Annotated in this window: 16 protein-coding genes and 1 tRNA gene; 11 read left to right on the plus strand and 6 right to left on the minus strand. The window is 68.3% G+C overall.

The features are described 5' to 3' along the window. Window positions 1-56: 56 nt before the first annotated feature. Window positions 57-1,541 (minus strand): amidohydrolase family protein, encoded by a 1,485-nt coding sequence (locus ACCO44_RS09385; protein WP_372469372.1) that lies wholly within the window; start codon window positions 1,539-1,541, stop codon window positions 57-59. Window positions 1,542-1,721: 180 nt separating this feature from the next. Between ACCO44_RS09385 and ACCO44_RS09390 the strand changes: the two genes are divergently transcribed. The 4 genes from ACCO44_RS09390 (at window position 1,722) to ACCO44_RS09405 (ending at window position 6,954) form a co-directional block, all read left to right on the plus strand. After that, on the plus strand, window positions 1,722-2,735 hold the full coding sequence (locus ACCO44_RS09390; protein ID WP_372469373.1) for a LacI family DNA-binding transcriptional regulator: 1,014 nt from the start codon (window positions 1,722-1,724) through the stop codon (window positions 2,733-2,735). A 154-nt stretch (window positions 2,736-2,889) separates the two neighbouring features. Then, window positions 2,890-4,410, plus strand: a complete 1,521-nt coding sequence (mmsA, locus tag ACCO44_RS09395; protein WP_205829065.1) for a multiple monosaccharide ABC transporter ATP-binding protein — start codon at window positions 2,890-2,892, stop codon at window positions 4,408-4,410. Continuing rightward, on the plus strand, window positions 4,407-5,774 hold the full coding sequence (gene mmsB / locus ACCO44_RS09400) for a multiple monosaccharide ABC transporter permease (protein WP_262002554.1): 1,368 nt from the start codon (window positions 4,407-4,409) through the stop codon (window positions 5,772-5,774). The genes mmsA and mmsB overlap by 4 nt, the downstream gene beginning before the upstream one ends. A 61-nt stretch (window positions 5,775-5,835) precedes the next feature. After that, entirely contained in the window at window positions 5,836-6,954 is a 1,119-nt protein-coding gene (locus ACCO44_RS09405) for a sugar-binding protein (RefSeq protein ID WP_105710920.1), read from the plus strand. 79 nt (window positions 6,955-7,033) lie between these two features. On the opposite strand, the gene ACCO44_RS09410 is transcribed toward ACCO44_RS09405, so the two are convergent. Next, window positions 7,034-8,398, minus strand: a complete 1,365-nt coding sequence (locus tag ACCO44_RS09410; protein ID WP_372469374.1) for a DUF222 domain-containing protein — start codon at window positions 8,396-8,398, stop codon at window positions 7,034-7,036. A gap of 80 nt (window positions 8,399-8,478) precedes the next feature. After that, a complete protein-coding gene (locus ACCO44_RS09415) occupies window positions 8,479-9,327 on the minus strand; it encodes a spermidine synthase (protein WP_372469375.1) in 849 nt (282 codons plus the stop codon). Between the two features lie 56 nt (window positions 9,328-9,383). On the opposite strand from ACCO44_RS09415, the gene ACCO44_RS09420 reads away from it, so the two are divergent. From ACCO44_RS09420 to ACCO44_RS09440, 5 genes are all read left to right on the plus strand, one after another. Further along, on the plus strand, window positions 9,384-11,207 hold the full coding sequence (locus ACCO44_RS09420) for an ABC-F family ATP-binding cassette domain-containing protein (RefSeq protein ID WP_372469376.1): 1,824 nt from the start codon (window positions 9,384-9,386) through the stop codon (window positions 11,205-11,207). 40 nt (window positions 11,208-11,247) lie between these two features. After that, window positions 11,248-13,017 carry a Na+/H+ antiporter gene (locus ACCO44_RS09425; protein WP_372469377.1) on the plus strand — a complete coding sequence of 590 codons (1,770 nt, stop codon included), beginning with the start codon at window positions 11,248-11,250 and terminating at the stop codon, window positions 13,015-13,017. Between the two features lie 104 nt (window positions 13,018-13,121). Continuing rightward, complete coding sequence (locus ACCO44_RS09430) at window positions 13,122-14,033, plus strand: MetQ/NlpA family ABC transporter substrate-binding protein (protein ID WP_372469378.1); 912 nt, start codon at window positions 13,122-13,124, stop codon at window positions 14,031-14,033. 97 nt (window positions 14,034-14,130) lie between these two features. Beyond that, window positions 14,131-15,174: a methionine ABC transporter ATP-binding protein gene (locus ACCO44_RS09435; protein ID WP_262002559.1), complete on the plus strand. Its 1,044-nt coding sequence runs from the start codon at window positions 14,131-14,133 to the stop codon at window positions 15,172-15,174. Next, window positions 15,174-15,833, plus strand: a complete 660-nt coding sequence (locus tag ACCO44_RS09440) for a methionine ABC transporter permease (protein WP_091030955.1) — start codon at window positions 15,174-15,176, stop codon at window positions 15,831-15,833. The genes ACCO44_RS09435 and ACCO44_RS09440 overlap by 1 nt, the downstream gene beginning before the upstream one ends. Here ACCO44_RS09440 and ACCO44_RS09445 read toward each other — a convergent pair. The 3 genes from ACCO44_RS09445 to ACCO44_RS09455 are packed head-to-tail and all read right to left on the minus strand — an operon-like array spanning window position 15,820 to window position 17,762. Further along, window positions 15,820-16,743, minus strand: a complete 924-nt coding sequence (locus ACCO44_RS09445; protein WP_372469379.1) for a pseudouridine synthase — start codon at window positions 16,741-16,743, stop codon at window positions 15,820-15,822. The genes ACCO44_RS09440 and ACCO44_RS09445 overlap by 14 nt on opposite strands. A gap of 19 nt (window positions 16,744-16,762) precedes the next feature. Next, the gene (locus ACCO44_RS09450) at window positions 16,763-17,257 is read right to left on the minus strand and encodes a MarR family winged helix-turn-helix transcriptional regulator (RefSeq protein WP_372469380.1); all 495 of its coding nucleotides are present in this window, start codon (window positions 17,255-17,257) and stop codon (window positions 16,763-16,765) included. A 7-nt stretch (window positions 17,258-17,264) separates the two neighbouring features. Further along, complete coding sequence (locus ACCO44_RS09455) at window positions 17,265-17,762, minus strand: GNAT family N-acetyltransferase (RefSeq protein WP_372469382.1); 498 nt, start codon at window positions 17,760-17,762, stop codon at window positions 17,265-17,267. 126 nt (window positions 17,763-17,888) lie between these two features. On the opposite strand from ACCO44_RS09455, the gene ACCO44_RS09460 reads away from it, so the two are divergent. Then, window positions 17,889-17,960 (plus strand) — tRNA-Gln (locus ACCO44_RS09460). Window position 17,961: 1 nt separating this feature from the next. Further along, on the plus strand, window positions 17,962-19,392 hold the full coding sequence (glmU, locus tag ACCO44_RS09465; RefSeq protein WP_372469384.1) for a bifunctional UDP-N-acetylglucosamine diphosphorylase/glucosamine-1-phosphate N-acetyltransferase GlmU: 1,431 nt from the start codon (window positions 17,962-17,964) through the stop codon (window positions 19,390-19,392). The last annotated feature ends 1 nt before the right edge of the window (window position 19,393 follow it).

Raw genomic sequence — 19,393 nt, forward strand, 5'->3', positions numbered from 1 at the left:
TGTCGGGCGACGAGACTTGCGCGGACCTTGGTTCGCCCGGACGAAGGATCGATGCTTCAGGCGTTCCCTCGTACGGGGCGCCCCGGCAGGGCCTCGGTCACGATCTCCCCGGCGTGCACGACGGGGGTGCCGTGCACAAACAGGTAGCGGATGCCCCGCGAGGGCCGGGTCGGGTCGGAGTAGGTCGCCCGGTCGGTGAGGGTCGCCGGATCGAGGACCACGATGTCGGCATCGGCTCCGACAGCGAGATGCCCCTTGCCCCGCATGCCCGAGGAGACCTCGTCGAGCACCCGCGCCGGAAGGAATGAGCAGCGACGGAAGGCCTCGAGCCAGCTCCACGTTCCGCTCTCGACGACCATGAGACGAAGCGACTTCGTGAACGTCCCCGCCGTGCGCGGGTGCGTGTGTCCGCCGGAGGGGAGAGGCCAGTCACGCTGCTCGTACACGGTCCGGCCGTCGGTCTCTGCCCACGAGATCGGCATCGCATCGCTCGCGACGATCGAATCGGGGTAGGCGAGGGCACGGTGCAGGTGCGCGCGATCGAGGGGGTCCGTTTCGTCGAGGAACGTCACGATGCACGCGGCGCCGGGGTCGGTGGCGCGGACTTCGCGCAGCCGGGCCTCATCGGCGATGCGCTCGCCGGTATCCACGAGCACGAGCGAGCTCGGGGTGATGCCGAGTCCCTTGAGCTTCTCCGGAGCGAGGAAGAACGCGCCGATCGCGGTACTGCCCGCCCCGTAGGGATAGGCCTCGACCGTCACGCGGGAGCCCGCCGCGCGGCTGCGGTCGAGCAGGGCCAGCACGCGGTCGATGTGGCGCAGCGACGTGCTGTTCACGTGGCAGTGGTGCATGGCGGCGCCGGTCTCGGCGGCCGCGCGGACGAGCTCCTCGGACCCGTCGATCGGCGTGCGGGGGTCGGCTTCGATCAGCTCGCGCACGTGCGTGAACGTCGGGGCATGTGCGGCCGCGGCCAGCCGGGCGAGCTCCAGGTACTCGTCCGGATCGGAGCGGGGCGCGTAGCCCATGAGCACACCGATCCCCAGTGCGCCGGCACCGAGCTCGTCCTCGAGCAGGCTCAACCAGCGGCGGCGTTCGGCGGGGGAGGAGGCGCGCTGCCACTCGGGCGTGCCGAGCAGGTCCATCGACGCGGCGAAGTCGGCGACGGGCACCCGGTCGAGGTGCGCGTACGCCCGTGCCTGCGACCAGGACGCGGAGAATCCGTAGTTCAGGGGGCGGCCGTCTGCCGCGGCGCGCGCCAGCGCCTCGGCGATCGGCATGAGGCCCGCTTCGAGGTCGAGTGCGGTGGTGACGCCGTCCATCGCCTGCAGACGCTGTCCGGCGATCGAGTGCACGTGGCTGTGCAGGTCGACGAAGCCGGGGCCGACGATGAGACCCGTGGCGTCGACGATGTCCGCATCCACCGGTGCCGTGAGTGCATCACCGACGGCGGCCACCCGTCCCTCTGTGATCAGGAGGTCGGCGATCCGGTCGGATCCGGTCTTCGGGTCGATGACGCGCCCGCCGCGCAGCAGAGTGTCCACGTGGTCACGATGCCATGCTGAGGGAGGCCGTTCCGGTGCAGTCCGACGAAACCGGGTGCACGTTCCCGTGCCCCCGCACAACCGGCGACGCGTGGCGACGGTCGGCGAGAGGTGCGTGCGCGCGTCCCAGCAGACATAATGAAGTGACGATGTGACCGTGCACACGCGAGGAGGCTAGTGATGTCCACCGCCTCCGAGCGTGCGCGGCTGCCCAGCATCCGCGACGTCGCGCGGCTCGCCGGGGTCTCGCATCAGACCGTGTCGCGGGTATTGAACGATCATCCGAGCATCCGTCCCGAGACGAAGGCCAAGGTCCTCGACGCGATCTCCGTGCTCGACTACCGGCCGAATCTCGCGGCCAGGGCGCTGGTCACCAGCAAGTCGAACATGCTGGGGATCCTCTCGGCGACGATCGGGGAGTTCGGTCCGACGTCGTCCATCGCGGGGATCGAGGATGCGGCGCGCGAGGAGGGGTACTCGGTCTCGACCCTGAACCTCCCCGCGACGAGTCCCGAGGCGATCGGCAACGCGGTGCGGCAGCTCTCGCGCGAGCAGGTCGACGGGATCGTGGTGCTCGCGCCGCAGGTGCGGGTGTTCCATGTCCTTCGCGGCATGTCCGTCGACATGCCGTTCGTCACGCTGCAGACGGCATCCGGCTCGGACGGGGTGAGCCTGTCCGCCGACCAGGTCGCCGGTGCCCGAGCGGCGACGGAGCACCTGATCTCGCTCGGTCACAGCGACATCCTGCACCTGGCTGGACCTCAGGACTGGATCGAGGCCGAGTCGCGCATGCGCGGCTACCTCGACGGACTGCGCGAGGCCGATCTGCCCACGTTCCCGCCGATCCGCGGCGACTGGACCGCGGACTTCGGGTACTTCGCGGGCAAGGAGCTCGCCCTCCGCCGCGACTTCACCGCCGTGTTCGCCGCGAACGACCTCATGGCGATCGGGCTGATGCACGGGTTCCGCGACTCGGGGATACGCGTCCCGCACGACGTGAGTGTGATCGGTTTCGACGACATCCCCGTCGCGGCGCATGTGGCGCCGTCGCTCAGCACCGTGCACCAGGACTTCCCCGAGCTCGGGCGCCGAGCCGTGCGCATCCTGCTCGCGCAGATCCGTGGTGAGCAGGTGCCGGAGTTCGGCCCGCTGCAGACGATCCTTCGCGCGCGCGAATCCGCTGCATCACGGTAGCGACACGAAATCCCGGCGCGGACTTGACAGCGGTCCATCAGAAGACGACGATATATCGATGTGAACGGTCACATTGAAGGTGACCGCACGTCGCGAGGAATGATCCGTGAGCACCACTGCAACGTTGCCGACTGTGTCAGGCCCGATCCTGGAGATGCGTAGCATCACCAAGGAGTTCCCGGGGGTCAAGGCGCTGGCCGATGTCTCCATCACCGTCCGCGCCGGCGAGATCCACGCGATCTGCGGGGAGAACGGCGCCGGGAAGTCGACCCTGATGAAGGTCCTCTCCGGGGTGTATCCGTACGGGACCTACGAGGGTGAGATCCTGCTGTACGGCGAGGAGCAGCGCTTCAAGGACATCGTCGCCAGCGAGCAGGCCGGCATCGCGATCATCCACCAGGAGCTCGCGCTCATCCCCGAGCTCTCGGTCACCGAGAACATCTTCCTCGGCAACGAGATCTCCCGCGGCGGCCGCATCGACTGGCAGGCGCAAAAGGAGCGCACGATCGAGCTCCTCGCCCGCGTCGGGCTGAGTGAGGACCCGGACGCGCAGATCAAGACCCTTGGCGTCGGCAAGCAGCAGCTGATCGAGATCGCGAAGGCGCTCAACAAAGAGGTCAAGCTCCTGATCCTCGACGAGCCGACCGCCGCGCTCAACGAGAACGACTCCCAGCACCTGCTCGACCTGATCCTCGGCCTCAAGGCCAAGGGCATCGCGTCGATCATGATCAGCCACAAGCTCAACGAGATCGAGCAGATCGCCGATGAGATCACGATCATCCGCGACGGCCGCACGGTCGAGACGCTCGACATCTCCCGCGGCGAGATCAACGAGGACCGCATCATCCGCGGCATGGTCGGCCGCTCGCTCGAGAGCCGCTACCCCGACCGCACGCCCGAGATCGGCGAGGTGTTCTTCGAGGTCAAGGACTGGTGGGTGCAGCATCCGACCGTCCCGGAGCGCATGGTCGTCAAGGGCTCGAACATCAACGTCCGCCGCGGCGAGGTCGTCGGCATCGCCGGGCTCATGGGCGCCGGGCGCACCGAGTTCGCCATGAGCATCTTCGGTCGCTCCTACGGCAACTTCCTCTCCGGCACCCTGATCAAGGACGGCCAGGAGGTCGCGCTCCACGACGTCTCGTCCGCGATCAAGCACGGCCTGGCGTACGTCAGCGAGGACCGCAAGGTGCTCGGGCTCAACCTGCTCGACACCATCAAGCGCTCGGTCGTCGCCGCCAAGCTCTCCAAGATCGCCAAGCGCGGCGTCGTCGATGCGCGCGCCGAGTTCGCCGTGGCGGAGGACTACCGCAAGGCCCTGCGCATCAAGACGCCCTCGGTCGAGGAGGGGGTCGGCAAGCTGTCCGGCGGAAACCAGCAGAAGGTCGTGCTGGCGAAGTGGATGTTCACCGACCCCGACCTGCTGATCCTCGACGAGCCGACCCGCGGCATCGACGTCGGAGCGAAGTACGAGATCTACGCGATCATCAACCAGCTCGCGGCACAGGGCAAGGGCGTCATCGTCATCTCCAGCGAGCTGCCCGAGCTGCTCGGCATCTCCGACCGCATCTACACCGTCTTCGAAGGTCGGGTCACCGACTGCATCCCGGCCGACCAGGCGACACCCGAGGACCTCATGCGCAGCATGACCTCGACGAACCAGAAAGCATCCGCATGACCACCGACACCACCGCAACGAAGCGCGGCTTCCACTTCAAGGACATCACGAAGATGTTCGGGGGCGGCCAGTCGACCCTCCGCCAGTTCGGCATCCTCGGCAGCCTCGTCGTGATCCTGGTCGTCTTCCAGGTGCTGACCTGGATCTTCAAGGGCACCGGCCTCACGCTCTCGTCCGGCAACCTGATCAACGTCGTCAACCAGTACTCGTACATCCTGATCCTCGCGATCGGCATGGTGATGGTCATCATCATGGGTCACATCGACCTGTCGGTCGGCTCGGTCGCCGCGTTCACCGGCATCGTGGTGGCGAAGGCCATGGCCGACTGGAACCTCCCCTGGCCGCTCGGCGTGCTCCTCGGCCTCGGCGTCGGCGTGCTCGTCGGTGCCTGGCAAGGGTTCTGGGTGGCGTATGTCGGGGTACCGGCGTTCATCGTGACGCTGGCGGGCATGCTGTTCTTCCGCGGTGCGAACCAGTGGGTCGGCGACTCGCAGTCGATCCCCGTCCCGCAGGGCTTCAAGGTCATCGGCGCCGGCTACCTGCCCGAGCTGTCGTTCATCCCCGTGCCGTTCAACGTCTTCACCATGCTGCTCGCCCTGCTCGGCGTCGCGTGGATCGTCTTCTGGGAGATCCGCACCCGTCGCATCCAGCACAAGATGGGTGCCGAGATGGCGCCGCTGTGGGTGAGCGTCACCAAGGTCGTGCTGATCTCGGTCGTGATCCTCATCGCGGGATGGCTGTTCGCCACCGGCCGTGAGGGCACCAGCTTCCCGATCTCGGGCATCATCCTGCTCGCGCTCGTCATCCTCTACTCGTTCATCACGAACAACACCGTGTTCGGTCGCCACATCTACGCGGTCGGTGGCAACCGCCAGGCCGCTCGCCTGTCGGGTGTGAAGGACCGCTGGGTCGACTTCTTCGTGATGATGAACATGTCGGTGCTCGCCTCGCTGGCCGGCATGATCTATGTCGCCAGGGCCACGGCCTCCGGGCCGCAGGACGGCAACGGCTGGGAGCTGGATGCGATCGCCTCGGTCTTCATCGGTGGCGCGGCCGTCTCGGGCGGTATCGGAACCGTGATCGGCTCGATCATCGGTGGTCTCGTGATGGCGTTCCTGAACAACGGTCTCGCGCTGCTGGGCGCCGGTGCCGACGTCGTCTCGATGATCAAGGGCCTCGTGCTCCTGTTCGCCGTCGGTGTCGACGTCTGGAACAAGCAGCAGGGTCGCCCGTCGATCACCGGCTTCCTCACGCGTCGCTTCGGCCGCAAGGAGGACCCGATGACCGACACCTTCGACCCGAAGGCGAACTACCCCACCAACCAGAAGTACGAAGCCCCCGCCGTCGACGAGACGCGCGGATAGTAGGGGTCTCACTGCGCACGCACACGCGTCGAGACCTACACACACCAGAGAAAGAGATCACATGAAGAAGATGCTTCTTACGGCGACAGCGATCGTCGCCGTGGGCGCTTTCGCCCTCACCGGCTGCTCCTCGGAGCGTGGCGGAGACACCGGCGCCGATGGTGGCGACGAGGCGGCAGCAGGCTTCGCCGCCGACGCCACGATCGGTGTCGCCCTCCCGGACAAGACCTCGGAGAACTGGGTCCTCGCCGGTCAGCTGTTCACCGACGGACTCAAGAAGGCCGGGTTCAAGGCCGACGTGCAGTACGCGCCGGCCAGCAACACGGTCGCCGAGCAGCAGAACCAGATCCAGGCGATGGTCACCGGTGGCGCCAAGGTCATCATCATCGGTGCCAAGGACGGCAAGCAGCTCGCGACGCAGGTCGAGGCCGCTCGCGACGCCGGTGTCGCCGTCATCGCGTACGACCGTCTGATCGAGAACACGGAGGCCGTCGACTACTACGTCGCGTTCGACAACTTCGAGGTCGGCAAGCTCCAGGGTCAGGCTCTGCTCGACGGTCTCGCCGAGCGTGCGGGCCACGAGGCTCCGTACAACATCGAGCTGTTCTCGGGCTCGCCGGATGACGCGAACTCCGCGGTGTTCTTCAACGGCGCCATGGAGGTCCTCCAGCCGAAGATCGACGACGGCACCCTGAAGGTCGTCTCGGGTCAGACCGAGATCGCCCAGACGGCGACCGAGGGCTGGAAGGCCGAGAACGCCCAGCGCCGCATGGACTCGATCCTCACGTCGACCTACAGCTCTGAGGCGCTCGACGGCGTCCTGTCCCCGAACGACACGCTCGCTCGCGCCATCATCACCTCGGTGCAGGGTGCGGGCAAGGATGTCCCGGTCGTCACCGGCCAGGACTCCGAGGTCGAGTCGGTGAAGTCGATCATGGAGGGCATCCAGTACTCCACGATCAACAAGGACACCACGCTCCTCGTCGAGCAGTCGATCAAGATGGTCGGCCAGCTCCAGAAGGGCGAAGAGGTCGACGTGAACGACGAAGAGCAGTACGACAACGGCGTGAAGGTCGTTCCCGCGTTCCTGCTGCCTCCGGTCATCGTCACGAAGGAGAACGCGGCCGAGGCGTACGCCAACGTCCCGAGCCTCCTCGAGATCGTGAAGTCGTACCAGTAATCCCGCAGCATCCACGGGCCGTCCGGACCTTCGGGTTCGGGCGGCCCGTTCACTATGTCCTGCTTCCGGTCACCGCCGTTCAGAACGGAGCGGGCACCGTTGGCTCGGTGAACCTCACCGTGTTCTGGGGCGGCGGCCGATCGATGTACGTGCGTCCGGTCGGGCTCGTCCACTCCAGCACGCCACCCGCACGCTGTTCGACGTGCCAGGGGGAGTGGTGTTTGAGCATGTGATGTCGTCGGCAGAACGCCGCGAGATTCATATCGGCAGTCGCGCCCCCGGTCGAAGCCGCGTGATTGTGGTCGAGGTCGCACTTCCGCGCCCCGATCCCGCACCCGGGGAACCGGCACCGCTGATCCCGCGCGCGAAGATGTCGCCGCAGCTGCTCGCTCGGCCGGTAGCGGTCGACCGCGAGCAGCGCGCCGGAGATCGGATGCGTCAGCACGCGATCCCAACCCATGGCCGAGCCGGCCAGCCTGCGGGCGGTCGTGATGTCGATCGGTGTCGTGCCGTCGAGTAGTGCGGGCGGCGGTGTCTCGTGTCGAAAGGAGTCGCCGCTGCCGTCGCCGCCGGTGAGAGATGACTCCGAGGAGCGAAGGTCATCGTCCATCAGAGACATCACCGGCACGGAGACCTCGACGCGGGCGCGGATCTCGCCGAGCAGCCCGTCGGTCGTGTCGTGTCCTGCGGGGGTTCCCGTGAGTAGGAGGTCGGCGAGCAGGTCGGCACGCAACTGGTCGATCGTGCGCTCGTCTGCCGGAGGGGCATCGGGGCCGGCATCTCTCGCCGCGTGGGCACTGTCTTTCTTCACCGCGTGCGCCATCTGCGAGAGCCGGTCGAACATGCCGTGGATGAGCGCGGCCGGGCCGCGGGTGGCGAGCTCGGCCATCCCGTCGTCGAGATCTCTCGCCCACACGCGGCGGCCCTTGCGGGCCTCGCGGTGCCGTTCGCTGACAGTGCGCTCCTGGAACCGTTCGGCCAGGCGCCGTGCGAGCCGTCGCAGCCGGTTCGGGGACTCGGTCTCGGCGATCGCCACCGCCTCGGCGGCATAGGCCTGTCGGTCGGCCGCATCGTCGAGATGGGCACCCGCATCGACGATCACCCGCGCATGCGCGCCGCTGATGCGCCCCTCGGCCTGTGCCGCCCACACCGTCGGGAAGTGCTCGACGAGCCAGGAGGCCTCTGCCATCCGCCGCTCGATCGTGCGGTCGCTGAGATGCTGCGCGGCCCCGATCTCGGCCGCCACCGTGCGGATGGCCATGTCGCCCTGATCGGGATGCGCGGCCTCGCGGGCGATGTCGATCGCCAGGCGCCCGGCCATCGCGAGCATGCCGTCTCGGGCCGCGTGCATGCTGCTCAGCGTCGCCTCTGCCGCCTCGAGCGACGCCACCAGATCGGCGAGCATCGCCATCTGGGAATCGGTCGCATCGAGCAGTGCTGTCATGACTTCAGTCCATCACGGACCACCGACATTCGAAACTATGTTCACCGGGATTCCGGCATCCGATTCGGCCGTTGTCTCCGCTAATCCCAGATGGGGTCGTCCGGGTCGGGGGAGTCCGTGCCGTCGACGTCGGTCATGATGCGCGCGTCGGCGATCCACGACGTCAGCTCATCGTCATGGAGCATGTGCGGTCGCGGTGCGCCGAGAAGGTCGGGAGTCGTCACGACGTCGAGTGGCTCATCGCTCGCGAAGACGACGACGTTGCCGAGCGGCCCTTCGTCATCGTCCGGTTCGGCGTCGAGGACGACGGCGACGTGATCGAACACGGTGCGCAGGGTGGCTGCCTGTCGCCGTGAATACTCGAACGGATGCCCGTCGAGCAGGTTCACGGCCACGACGCCGTCTGCGGCGGAGCGCGCGGCGACCCGGCGGTAGAACTCCTGGCTGGCCACATGATGACGGATGACGGCGGCATCCCAGAGGTCGACCACGGTGAAGCGGGCATCCGCCCACTCGTCCGGGAGCTCCGCGTCGGCGACCGCTCGCGCATCGCCGAAGATGACCCGCACATCAGCGCCCGGGGGCAGGGGCAGCGCGGCGATCACCGCGTCGTAGAGAGCGGGCTCGAACTCGACCACGAGCTGGGGTGAGCCGGCACGCGTGGCCTCGACATAGCGGGCCAGCGTGAGTGCTCCGGCTCCCAGATGCACGGTGAACAGCGGTGCACCGGGCTCGGCCGCGGCATCCATCGCCCTGGCGATGTGCTGGGTGTAGGCGTATTCGAGTTCGGTGGGATCCGTCATCGACACGACGGACTGCGGGATCCCGTCGACGCTGAGCTCGTAGCGACCTGGTCGCCTTCGCGATTGCACCAGCTTCGCCTTGCGATCGTCGAGCATGAGCGAGAACACCCGGCGTTTACTTGGCACCCGTCGATTTTAGGCTGGCCGCCGTACCCATCGCGCGCGGCTACCCTGGAAGGAACATGGCACATCTTCTCGGGGCTGAAGCCCTGCACCTCGAATATCCGACCAGGGTCGTCTTCGACTCCGTGACCCTCGGCATCGAAGAGGGTGACCGCATCGGCATCGTCGGCCGCAACGGCGACGGGAAGTCCAGCCTCCTCGGCATGCTCGCCGGCATCAAGGAGCCGAACTCCGGCCGCGTCACGGTGCGCGGCGGCACGCGGATCGGCGTGCTCGACCAGGCCGACAACCTGCCGGACGACCTCACGATCAGCGCCGCCGTCGTCGGCGACACCCCGGAGTACGAGTGGGCGGGCGACGCGCGCATCCGCGACGTGATCGACGGCCTCCTCACCGATCTGCCGTGGGATGCCGAGATCGGCTCGCTCAGCGGTGGCCAGCGGCGCCGGGTGTCGCTCGCGAAGCTGCTCACCGGCGACTGGGACGTCATCGCCCTCGACGAGCCCACCAACCACCTCGACGTCGAGGCGATCACGTGGCTCGCCGCGCATCTCAAGAAGCGCTGGTCGCCGAACTCGGGCGCGCTCATGGTCGTGACCCACGACCGGTGGTTCCTCGACGAGATCTGCACCGAGACCTGGGAGGTGCACGACCGCATCGTCGAGCCCTTCGAGGGCGGCTACGCGGCGTACATCCTGCAGCGCGTGGAGCGCGACCGGATGGCGGCGGCGACCGAGGCGAAGCGACAGAACCTGGCCAAGAAAGAGCTCGCCTGGCTCCGGCGCGGTGCTCCCGCCCGCACGGCGAAGCCGAAGTTCCGCATCGACGCGGCCAACGAGCTCATCGCCGACGTGCCCGAGATCCGCGACAAGGTGTCGCTGCAGTCGCTGGCCGTCTCGCGCCTCGGCAAGGACGTGGTCGACCTGCTCGACGTCGGCGTGACCTACCCGACGGCGGACGGCGGCGAGAAGGTCGTGCTCCGCGACATCGAGTGGCGCATCGCGCCGGGGGAGCGCACCGGCATCCTCGGGGTGAACGGCGCCGGCAAGTCCACGCTCCTCGGGCTCATCTCCGGCACCGTGGAACCCACGGTCGGCCGGGTCAAGCGCGGCACGACCGTGAAGGTGCAGACCCTCACCCAGCGGCTCGACGAGCTCACCCAGCACTGGAAGGACCCGGTGCGCGTGATCATCTCGGGGCTGCGCACCTCGTACTCGATGGGTGCCGGCTCCAAGGCGCAGGACCTCACGCCCGGACAGCTGCTCGAGCGCCTCGGGTTCGACTCCGCCCAGCTCTCCACCCCGGTCAAGGACCTCTCGGGTGGCCAGCAGCGCCGTCTGCAGCTGCTGTTGGTGCTGCTCGACCAGCCCAACGTGCTGATCCTCGACGAGCCGACCAACGACCTCGACACCGACATGCTCGCCGCTATCGAAGACCTGCTCGACTCCTGGTCGGGCACGCTCCTGGTCGTCAGCCACGACCGGTACTTCCTGGAGCGTGTCACCGACCAGCAGTACGCGATCCTCGACGGCCACCTGCGGCACCTTCCCGGAGGCGTCGACGAGTACCTGCGACTGCGCCACCTGCAGGCGTCGGCGGGCTCGAAACAGACCGCGACGTCGGCAGCCACGGCGACGGCGACGGCAACCGCCTCAGGTCTCGACGGTGCGGCTCTCCGCACAGCGCAGAAGGAGATCTCCTCCCTCGAGCGGCGCATCCAGAAGCTGACGCAGCAGGTCAATGCCGCCAAGACCGCGCTCGCCGATCACGACCAGGCCGACTACGCGGGACTCGGCGATCGCATGAAGAAGATCAGCGATCAGCAGGCCGAGATCGAGGAGTTGGAGCTGCGCTGGTTCGAACTCACCGAGGAGATCGGCTGACCGAGGAATATCCTTCTCCTGACGCTGTTGGGAGGTAGGGATGGAAGGCCTCGAAGTAACGGTCCTGCTCGGACTCACGATTCTCGTCGGAACCCTGATCGCCCCGCGCGTGCGTCTCGCGCTGCCCCTCGTCCTGGTCATCTTCGGCCTGCTGCTCGGCTTCATCCCGCCGCTGCGTGAAGTGCAGCTGCCGCCGGAGACGGTGCTGCTGCTGTTCCTCCCGGTGATCCTGTTCTGGGAGAGTCTCACGACGTCGCTGCGCTCGATCCGCCGCGACTTCCGCTACATCCTCCCGATGAGCACGGTCCTCGTGGTCGCGTCGGCGTTCGCGGTCGCCGGCATCGGCGTGCTGTTCGGGATGCCGTGGGAGATCGCGCTCATCCTGGGAGCGGCGATCGCACCGCCGGATGCCACGGCCGTCGCGGCGCTCGGTCGCCTGCTGCCGCGCCGCACATTCATGAAGCTGAAGGCCGAGAGCCTCACCAACGACGGCACGGCGCTCGTGCTGTACGCGATCGCGGTGTCGCTCGCGCTCGGCGGCCAGATCACACCGCTCTCCGTGACACTCGACGTGCTGATCTCCTACGTCGGCGGGATCGCGGCGGGCGTCGTGATCGCCGGTCTGGGCTATCTGCTGCTGCGGCGTACCTCCTCGACGATCGTGATCAACGTGGCGCTGCTGCTGATCCCGTTCACGGCGTTCCTCGCTGCCGAGATGGTGCACGCCTCCGGCGTTCTCGCGGTCGTCGTCGCCGGGCTCATCGTCGCCTACGTGTCGCCGCGCGTGACGACGGCGTCCTCCCGACGACAGGCCGATGCGGCCTGGCCGTTCGGAGTCTTCCTGCTCAACGGCGCGCTGTTCGTGCTGATCGGCCTCGAGGTGCAGTACGTCGTGCACGAGATCTCGGCGGCGGCGATCGGCCGGCTCGTGCTGATCACGCTCGCGGTGTGGGCAACCCTCCTGGTCGTGCGCTACGTGTTCCAGGTGCTGAACGTGCTCTTCCAGCGCCAGACCGGTGGGCGTCCGGCGCGGGGAGCCCGGTCGCGGGCGCGCGTCGTGTCGACCATGGCCGGCATGCGCGGTGCGGTCTCGCTCGCGATCGCGCTGTCGGTCCCCGCCACGATCACCGAGGGCGGGGTGGTGTCCGGACGCGACGAGATCGTGTTCGTCACGGCCGGAGTCATCATGCTGAGCCTGCTCGTGCAGGCCCCGCTGCTCCCCGCGCTCGTGCGCTGGGCGCGGTTCCCCGTCGATCATGTCGAGGACGAGGAGTACGAGCTCGCCGAGCGGGCGATCTCGGGTGCGGCGCTCGCAGCCCTCGACGACCTCGCCGCCGAGCACGGCATCGGGCAGGAGGTCCGCGACCGTGTGCGCACCGAGGGCTACGCGATGCTCGAGTTCGCGAACGCGCGCACACTGGCGCGTGAGCAGGCGATCGTCGACGCCGAGGCCGACGCACTGGACGAGATGCTCGACGAGCCCGATCCGCTGAGCGCCGGAACCGCTGATCCGCCCGAAGAAGATCCGGCACCGAGCGGGGGAGTGGATCAGGCCACGGGGCCCGATGGCACCGACGGCACGGTCCTGCAGATGATCGCGACCTCGGCCGACGTCGACCTCGCGCAGCGCTCGCCGCTGATCCGGCACGAGGAGCACACGCGCCTCAAGCTCGCCCTCATCGACCGCAAGCGCGAGGTGCTCCTGGGTCTGCGCGGTGCGGGGACGGTCGACGACCTCGTCGTGCGCCGCATCTCGGCCCGCCTCGACCTCGAGCAGGTGCGTCTGCAGGGGATCGAGGAGTTCGACTGACCCGCGCCGAGCAGGGGCTGTGACGCCGTGTGACGACTCGATTCCGCACGTTCGATGGTGCCTGCATAACGTATTCGAGTCCCCCAAGAGAGGAACTCCTTCCCATGTCACGCCGCACCACTTCCGTCATCGCCGCGCTCGCCGCGGTCCCGCTCTTCGTCGCGCTCGCAGGCTGCGCGACGGCATCCTCCGAAGCCGGTTCCGGCAGCGCGGGCTCGACCGAGGACGAGGTCGTGAAGATCGGCGTCGTCGGCAAGGGCGATGAGCAGTGGCCCGCATTCGTCGATGCCGCAGCCGAGGAGGGCATCACCGTCGAGCTGGTCGACTTCGGCTCCTACGAGCAGCCCAATCCGGCGCTCACCGAGGGTGAGATCGACCTGAACCAGTTCCAGCACATCGTGTACCTCGCGGAGTACAACAACGCCTCGGGTGCGGACCTGACCCCGATCGGGTCGACCGCGATCTACCCGCTCGGTCTGTACTCGACCAAGTACGACGACGTGAAGGACATCCCGAAGGGCGAGACCGTCGCCGTCCCGGACGACGCCTCGAACCAGGCCCGCGCGCTGAACGTGCTGCAGCAGGCCGGCCTCATCGAGCTGAAGAGCGGCGGCACCCCGTACTCCGACCTCGCAGACGTGGACACCGACAAGTCCGAGGTCAAGGTCAAGGCGCTGGAGGCCGCGATCGTCCCGACGTCGCTTCCTGACGTCGCCGCCGCGATCATCAACAACGACTTCGTGGAGCCCGCCGGCCTCTCGTTCGAGGACGCGATCGCCCAGGACGACCCCGAGGATGCCGGCGCGCTGCCGTACGTGAACATCTTCGCCGCGCGGGCCGAGGACGCCGACAACGAGACGTACCTCAAGCTCGTCGAGATCTTCCAGACGAATGAAGACGTCCAGAAGGGTCTGCTGAAGTCTTCGGGCGACACCGCCGTGGCGCTGCAGACCCCGGTCGAGGACCTCGTCGCGTCGCTCGAGAAGGTCCAGAAGGACGCGGACTCGAAGAAGTAGGACGACGGGGAAACCCTCTTTCGTCCGATGAGGGAGAATCGGGTGCCGCGAGAAGCGTCACCCGATTCTTCGTTCCCGAAGCAGACCGGAGCAGCCCATGCCGATCGTCACCCTGACGAACGTCTCCAAGACCTACCCGCCCCGCACCCGTGAGGGGTCAGAGGTCGTCGCCGTGGACGACGTCAGCCTCGAGATCGAGAAGGGCGACGTCTTCGGCATCATCGGATACTCGGGTGCCGGCAAGTCCACGCTCGTGCGGCTGATCAACGCCCTCGAGCCGGCCACGAGCGGCACCATCACGGTGGACGGCGTCGACATCACCGCGCTCAAGGAGAGCGAGCTGCGCAGGGTCCGCGGCGGCATCGGGATGATCTTCCAGCAGTTCAACCTGTTCTCCTCGCGGAGCGTCAGGGCCAACATCGCCTACCCGCTCAAGCTCGCCGGCTGGTCCAAGGACGACATCGAGAAGCGGGTCGCCGAGCTGCTGTCGTTCGTCGGCCTCGCCGACAAGGCCAAGGCCTACCCCGAACAGCTCTCGGGCGGTCAGAAGCAGCGCGTCGGCATCGCACGGGCCCTCGCGACGGGCCCCGCGATCCTCCTCGCCGACGAGGCCACCAGCGCCCTCGACCCGCAGACCACGCACGAGGTACTCGACCTGCTCAAGCGGGTCAACCAGGAGCAGGGCGTCACGATCGTGATCATCACGCACGAGATGGACGTCATCCAGACCATCGCCACCCGGGTCGCGGTCATGGAGAACGGACGCGTGATCGAGCACGGCGACGTGTTCGACGTCTTCTCCGCTCCGCAGAACCCGGCATCCCAGCGCTTCGTCGGCACGGTCGTGAAGGGCGTGCCGTCGCCGGCCGAACTCGCGGTGCTCCGCGAGCGGCACCGGGGCCGCCTGGTGACGTTCTCGTTCCGCGACGGCGACTCGTCGCAGGCGCAGGTGTTCCTCGACCTCGCCGGTGCCGGCCTCGACTTCGAGCTCGTCTTCGGCGGGATCAACGACATCCGCGGGCGCGCCTTCGGGCATCTGACGCTCGCGATCCGTGGTGACGCCGCGGCGATCGACGGTGCGCTCGCCCGCATCGCCGAACGCGTCGAAGTGACCGAGATCGCCGGAGAGGAGGCCCGCTGATGGAGCGTCTGAACGAACTGTGGCCCGAATTCTGGGCGGCCGCACTCGAGACCCTGTACATGACGTCGTTCGCGCTGGTGCTCGGCGGCATCCTGGGGCTGGCGATCGGCATCATCCTGTACGTCACGCGCCCCGGTGGCCTCGCAGCGAACCGGGTCGTCTCGGTGCTCGCGAACCTCGTCGTGAACTTCTTCCGCCCGATCCCGTTCATCATCTTCCTCGTGGTCGCGCAGCCGCTGGCGCGGGCGGTCGTCGGCGTGGGTATCGGCACGACCGCCGGAGCCTTCATCATCGGTCTCGCCGCCGCGTTCGCGATCGGGCGCATCGTGGAGCAGCACCTCGTGTCGGTCTCTCCCGGAGTCATCGAGGCGGCGCGGGCGATGGGTGCCGGTCCGTGGCGCATCCTCTTCACCGTGGCCATCCCGGAGTCGCTCGGTCCGCTCATCCTCGGCTACACGTTCATCCTCGTCGCGCTGATCGACATGACGGCCATGGCGGGCCTCGTCGGCGGGGGCGGGCTCGGTGCGTTCGCGCAGATCTACGGCTTCCGGCAGTTCGAGCCGCTCGTCATGTGGGCGGCGATCGTCCTGATCGTCGTGTTCGTGCACCTGGTGCAGATGCTCGGCACGCGCCTGGCCCGCAAGGTCATGCGTCGCTGACGGGTGCTTCCTGCAGGGTGCGGCGCGTGGTGAACACCCGGTCCTGCCCGCTGATCGGGTCCACGAAGCGCAACTCGCGCGCCAGCAGCTGCAGCGGGCGGTCGTAGTCGTCCGGTAGGTCTTCCTGCAGCTCGGGGTAGAAGCGGTCGTTCAGGATGCCGATGCCGAGGGCGGCGAGGTGCACGCGCAGCTGGTGCATCTTGCCGCTGTGCGGGCGCAGCAGCGTGTGCACCACACGGTCGTCCGTGCGGATCAGCTCGACGAGCGTCTCGGAGTTCGGCTCCTTGGCATCGTCGACCTGCACGCGCACCTGGCCGCGGAGCTTGTCGATGTTGTTGCGGTACACGACCGGGAACGCGGGGAGCGTCCCGTTCCCTGGGAGCTCGGAGACCGCCTCGTAGACCTTCTGCACCTGCCGCTTCTCGAAGAGCAGCTGGTAGGCGCCGCGGGTCGCGGGGCGCGTCGAGAACATCAGCAGCCCGGCGGTGGCGCGATCGAGCCGGTGGATCGGCGCGAGCTCGGCATTGTCGAGCAGGTTGCGCAGTCGCACCAACGCAGAGTTCTGCAGGAACTTGCCGCCGGGGGTGGTGGGCAGGAAGTGCGGCTTGTCGACCACCACGAGATGGTCGTCCCGGTGCAGGATCTCGATCTCGAACGGCATCCGGGTCTCGACGGCGGGTTCGCGGTAGTACCAGACGAACTCGACGCTGCCGAGCGGTGCATCGCGGGGGACGGGCGACCCGTCGGCCCGGACGATGTCGCCGCGGTCGAACCGTTCGAGCAGACGCTCTGAATCGAGGTGGAAGAAGCGCTCGACCATGTACGCGGCGACCGTCGGCCAGGAGCCGGTGAGCGGCACGTGCAATCGGGTCGCTCCGACGCCGTCGCGCACCGGGAGGGGAGAGGGCATGCCCATCAGGCGCAGCCGCTCACGTGTCGAAGCTCAGACTCAGCTTGCGCAGCAGCCCGGCGAGGCGATCCCGGTCCGAGCGGGAGAGCGCCTGCAGCAGGTCGGCCTCCACGTCGACGAGGCGGGTGATGGCGGCATCCACGCGGATGCGCCCGTCGTCGGTCAGCGTCACGAGCACACTGCGCCCGTCGCCGGGGTCGGCCTCGCGGCGCACGAAGCGGCGGCCGACGAGCCGGTCGATCCGGTTGGTCATCGTGCCGCTCGAGACCAGGGTCTGCTGCAGCAGCTGCTTGGGGGAGAGCTGGAACGGCGTTCCCGCGCGGCGCAGCGCCGAGAGCACATCCCACTCCCAGTGCTCCAGGTCGCTGCGACGAAACACGTCGCGGCGGGCGCGGTCCAGATGGCGCGAGAGGCGGTCCATCCGCGAGAGCACCTCGAGGGGTGAGAAGTCGAGGTCGGGACGCTGGGTGTTCCACGCGCCGACGATCCGGTCGACCTCATCCACCTCGCTCATCCGCCCATTATCGCGTGTGCGGGTCGGGGGTGACGGACACCACGGGCAGCTCGAGGGTCATGAAGGCGCTGTACGGGTCGGGGAGGTAGCGGCCGAACGGGCCTGACTCGCGGAAGCCCGCCGCCGCGTACATCGCGCGTGCCGGGATGAAGAAGTCGTCGCTGCCGGTCTCGAGCGAGAGTCGACGGATGCCGCGCTCCTGCGCGTCGGCGAGGAGGAAGGCCAGCATCGATTTCCCGAGTCCGCGGCCGCGCAGGGCCGGATCCGTGCGCATCGACTTGAGCTCCTCGTGGCCGTCTTCGACCGTGGCCAGCGCGCCGATGGCGGCCGGGCGGCCGTCGATCGAGCCGGCGAACAGCCGGACGCCGGGAGCGAGCAGGCGCTCGAAGACCAGCGCATGACGGCTCTCCGCGGGCGCGGTGTGCTCCAGCTCGGCGTGGTGGGCGACCAGGAATTCTGCGAGGGCGGGGGTCGCCGTCTCGACCCTTTCGATCACGATGCTCATGGTGTCAGCATCCCAGAGGCGTGTTTCCGAACCATGACGGCGCGGGAGGGGCGGCATCCGCGCACATCGGAACACAGGCCGGAGCATGGCAGACTTGACCCCGCGGTGCCCTCCTGGGCGGCGCGGTCCGCCGTGGTGTAATGGCAGCACGACAGCCTTTGGAGCTGTTAGGTCTAGGTTCGAGTCCTGGCGGCGGAGCATGACTGGGAACAATCTCGCCATCATCGTCCTCGCTGCAGGCCAGGGCACGCGCATGAAGTCGCGTCTGCCCAAGGTGCTGCACCCGATCGGCGGGCGCCCTCTGGTGGGGCACGTGCTCACCACGGCCGGGCGGCTGCAGGCCGCGCACGTCGAGGTGGTCGTGCGGCACGAGCGCGATCAGGTGGTCGCCGCCCTCACCAAGGACTACCCCGACGCGGTGTTCGTCGACCAGGACGACGTACCCGGAACCGGGCGGGCCGTGCAGGTGGCGGTCGACGCGCTCCCCGAGGACTTCGACGGCGACGTGCTCGTCCTCTCCGGAGACTGCCCGCTCGCCGACGCCGACACCCTCTCGGCATTCGTGGCGGAGCACCGCGCGTCGGGCGCTCCGGCGACGCTGATGACGGCACTGCTCGACGACCCGACCGGTTACGGCCGCGTGGTCCGCGACGCCGACGGCGGTGTCGACCGCATTGTGGAGCAGAAGGACGCGAGCGCCGAAGAGGCCGCGGTCCGCGAGATCAACGCCGGGATGTACGTGTTCCGCGCCGAGACCCTGCGCACCTACCTGCCGCGGGTCGGCGTCGACAATGCACAGGGCGAGATGTACCTGACCGACGTGCCGGGGATGCTCCGTCGCGACGGCGACCGGGTGGCGGCATCCGTCGTCTCCGACATCTCGGTGACGTTCGGGGTGAACGACCGTGCACAGCTGGCCGAGGTCGGTCGCCTGCTCAACCAGCGCATCGTGCGCCGCTGGCAGCTCGAGGGCGTCACCGTCATCGACCCGGCCACCACCTGGATCGACGACGACGCGAAGCTCTCGCCCGACGTCACCCTCCTGCCGAACACCCACATCCTGGGTGCCACGGTCATCGCCTCCGGCGCCGTGATCGGACCGGATACGACCCTCGTCGACTGCGAGGTCGGCGAGGATGCGACGGTCCGTCGCACCGACGCCACCCTCGCCGTGATCGGCGCGGAGGCCACGGTCGGCCCGTTCTCGTTCCTCCGCGCGGGCACGGTCCTCGGCGCCAAGGGCAAGATCGGCGCCTACGTCGAGACGAAGAACGCCGAGATCGGCGAGGGCAGCAAGGTCCCGCACCTCTCCTACGTCGGCGACGCGACGATCGGCCGCGGCGTCAACCTCGGCGCGAGCACCATCACGGCGAACTACGACGACGTGAACAAGCACCGCACCGAGATCGGCGACGAGGTGCACACCGGCTCGCACACGGTGCTCGTCGCGCCCGTTAGGCTGGGGGCTGGCGCGAAGACCGGCGCCGGCGCGGTCGTCCGCAAGGATGTCCCGGCCGGAGCACTGGCCATGACCGTCGCACCCCAGCGCAACATCGAAGGCTGGGTCGCGAAGAACAGAGCAGGCACGGGCGCGGCGGATGCTGCGTCTCGCGAGAATTCGGCGGAATAGG

The sequence above is a fragment of the Microbacterium maritypicum genome, from assembly GCF_041529975.1.
GTDB lineage: Bacteria > Actinomycetota > Actinomycetes > Actinomycetales > Microbacteriaceae > Microbacterium.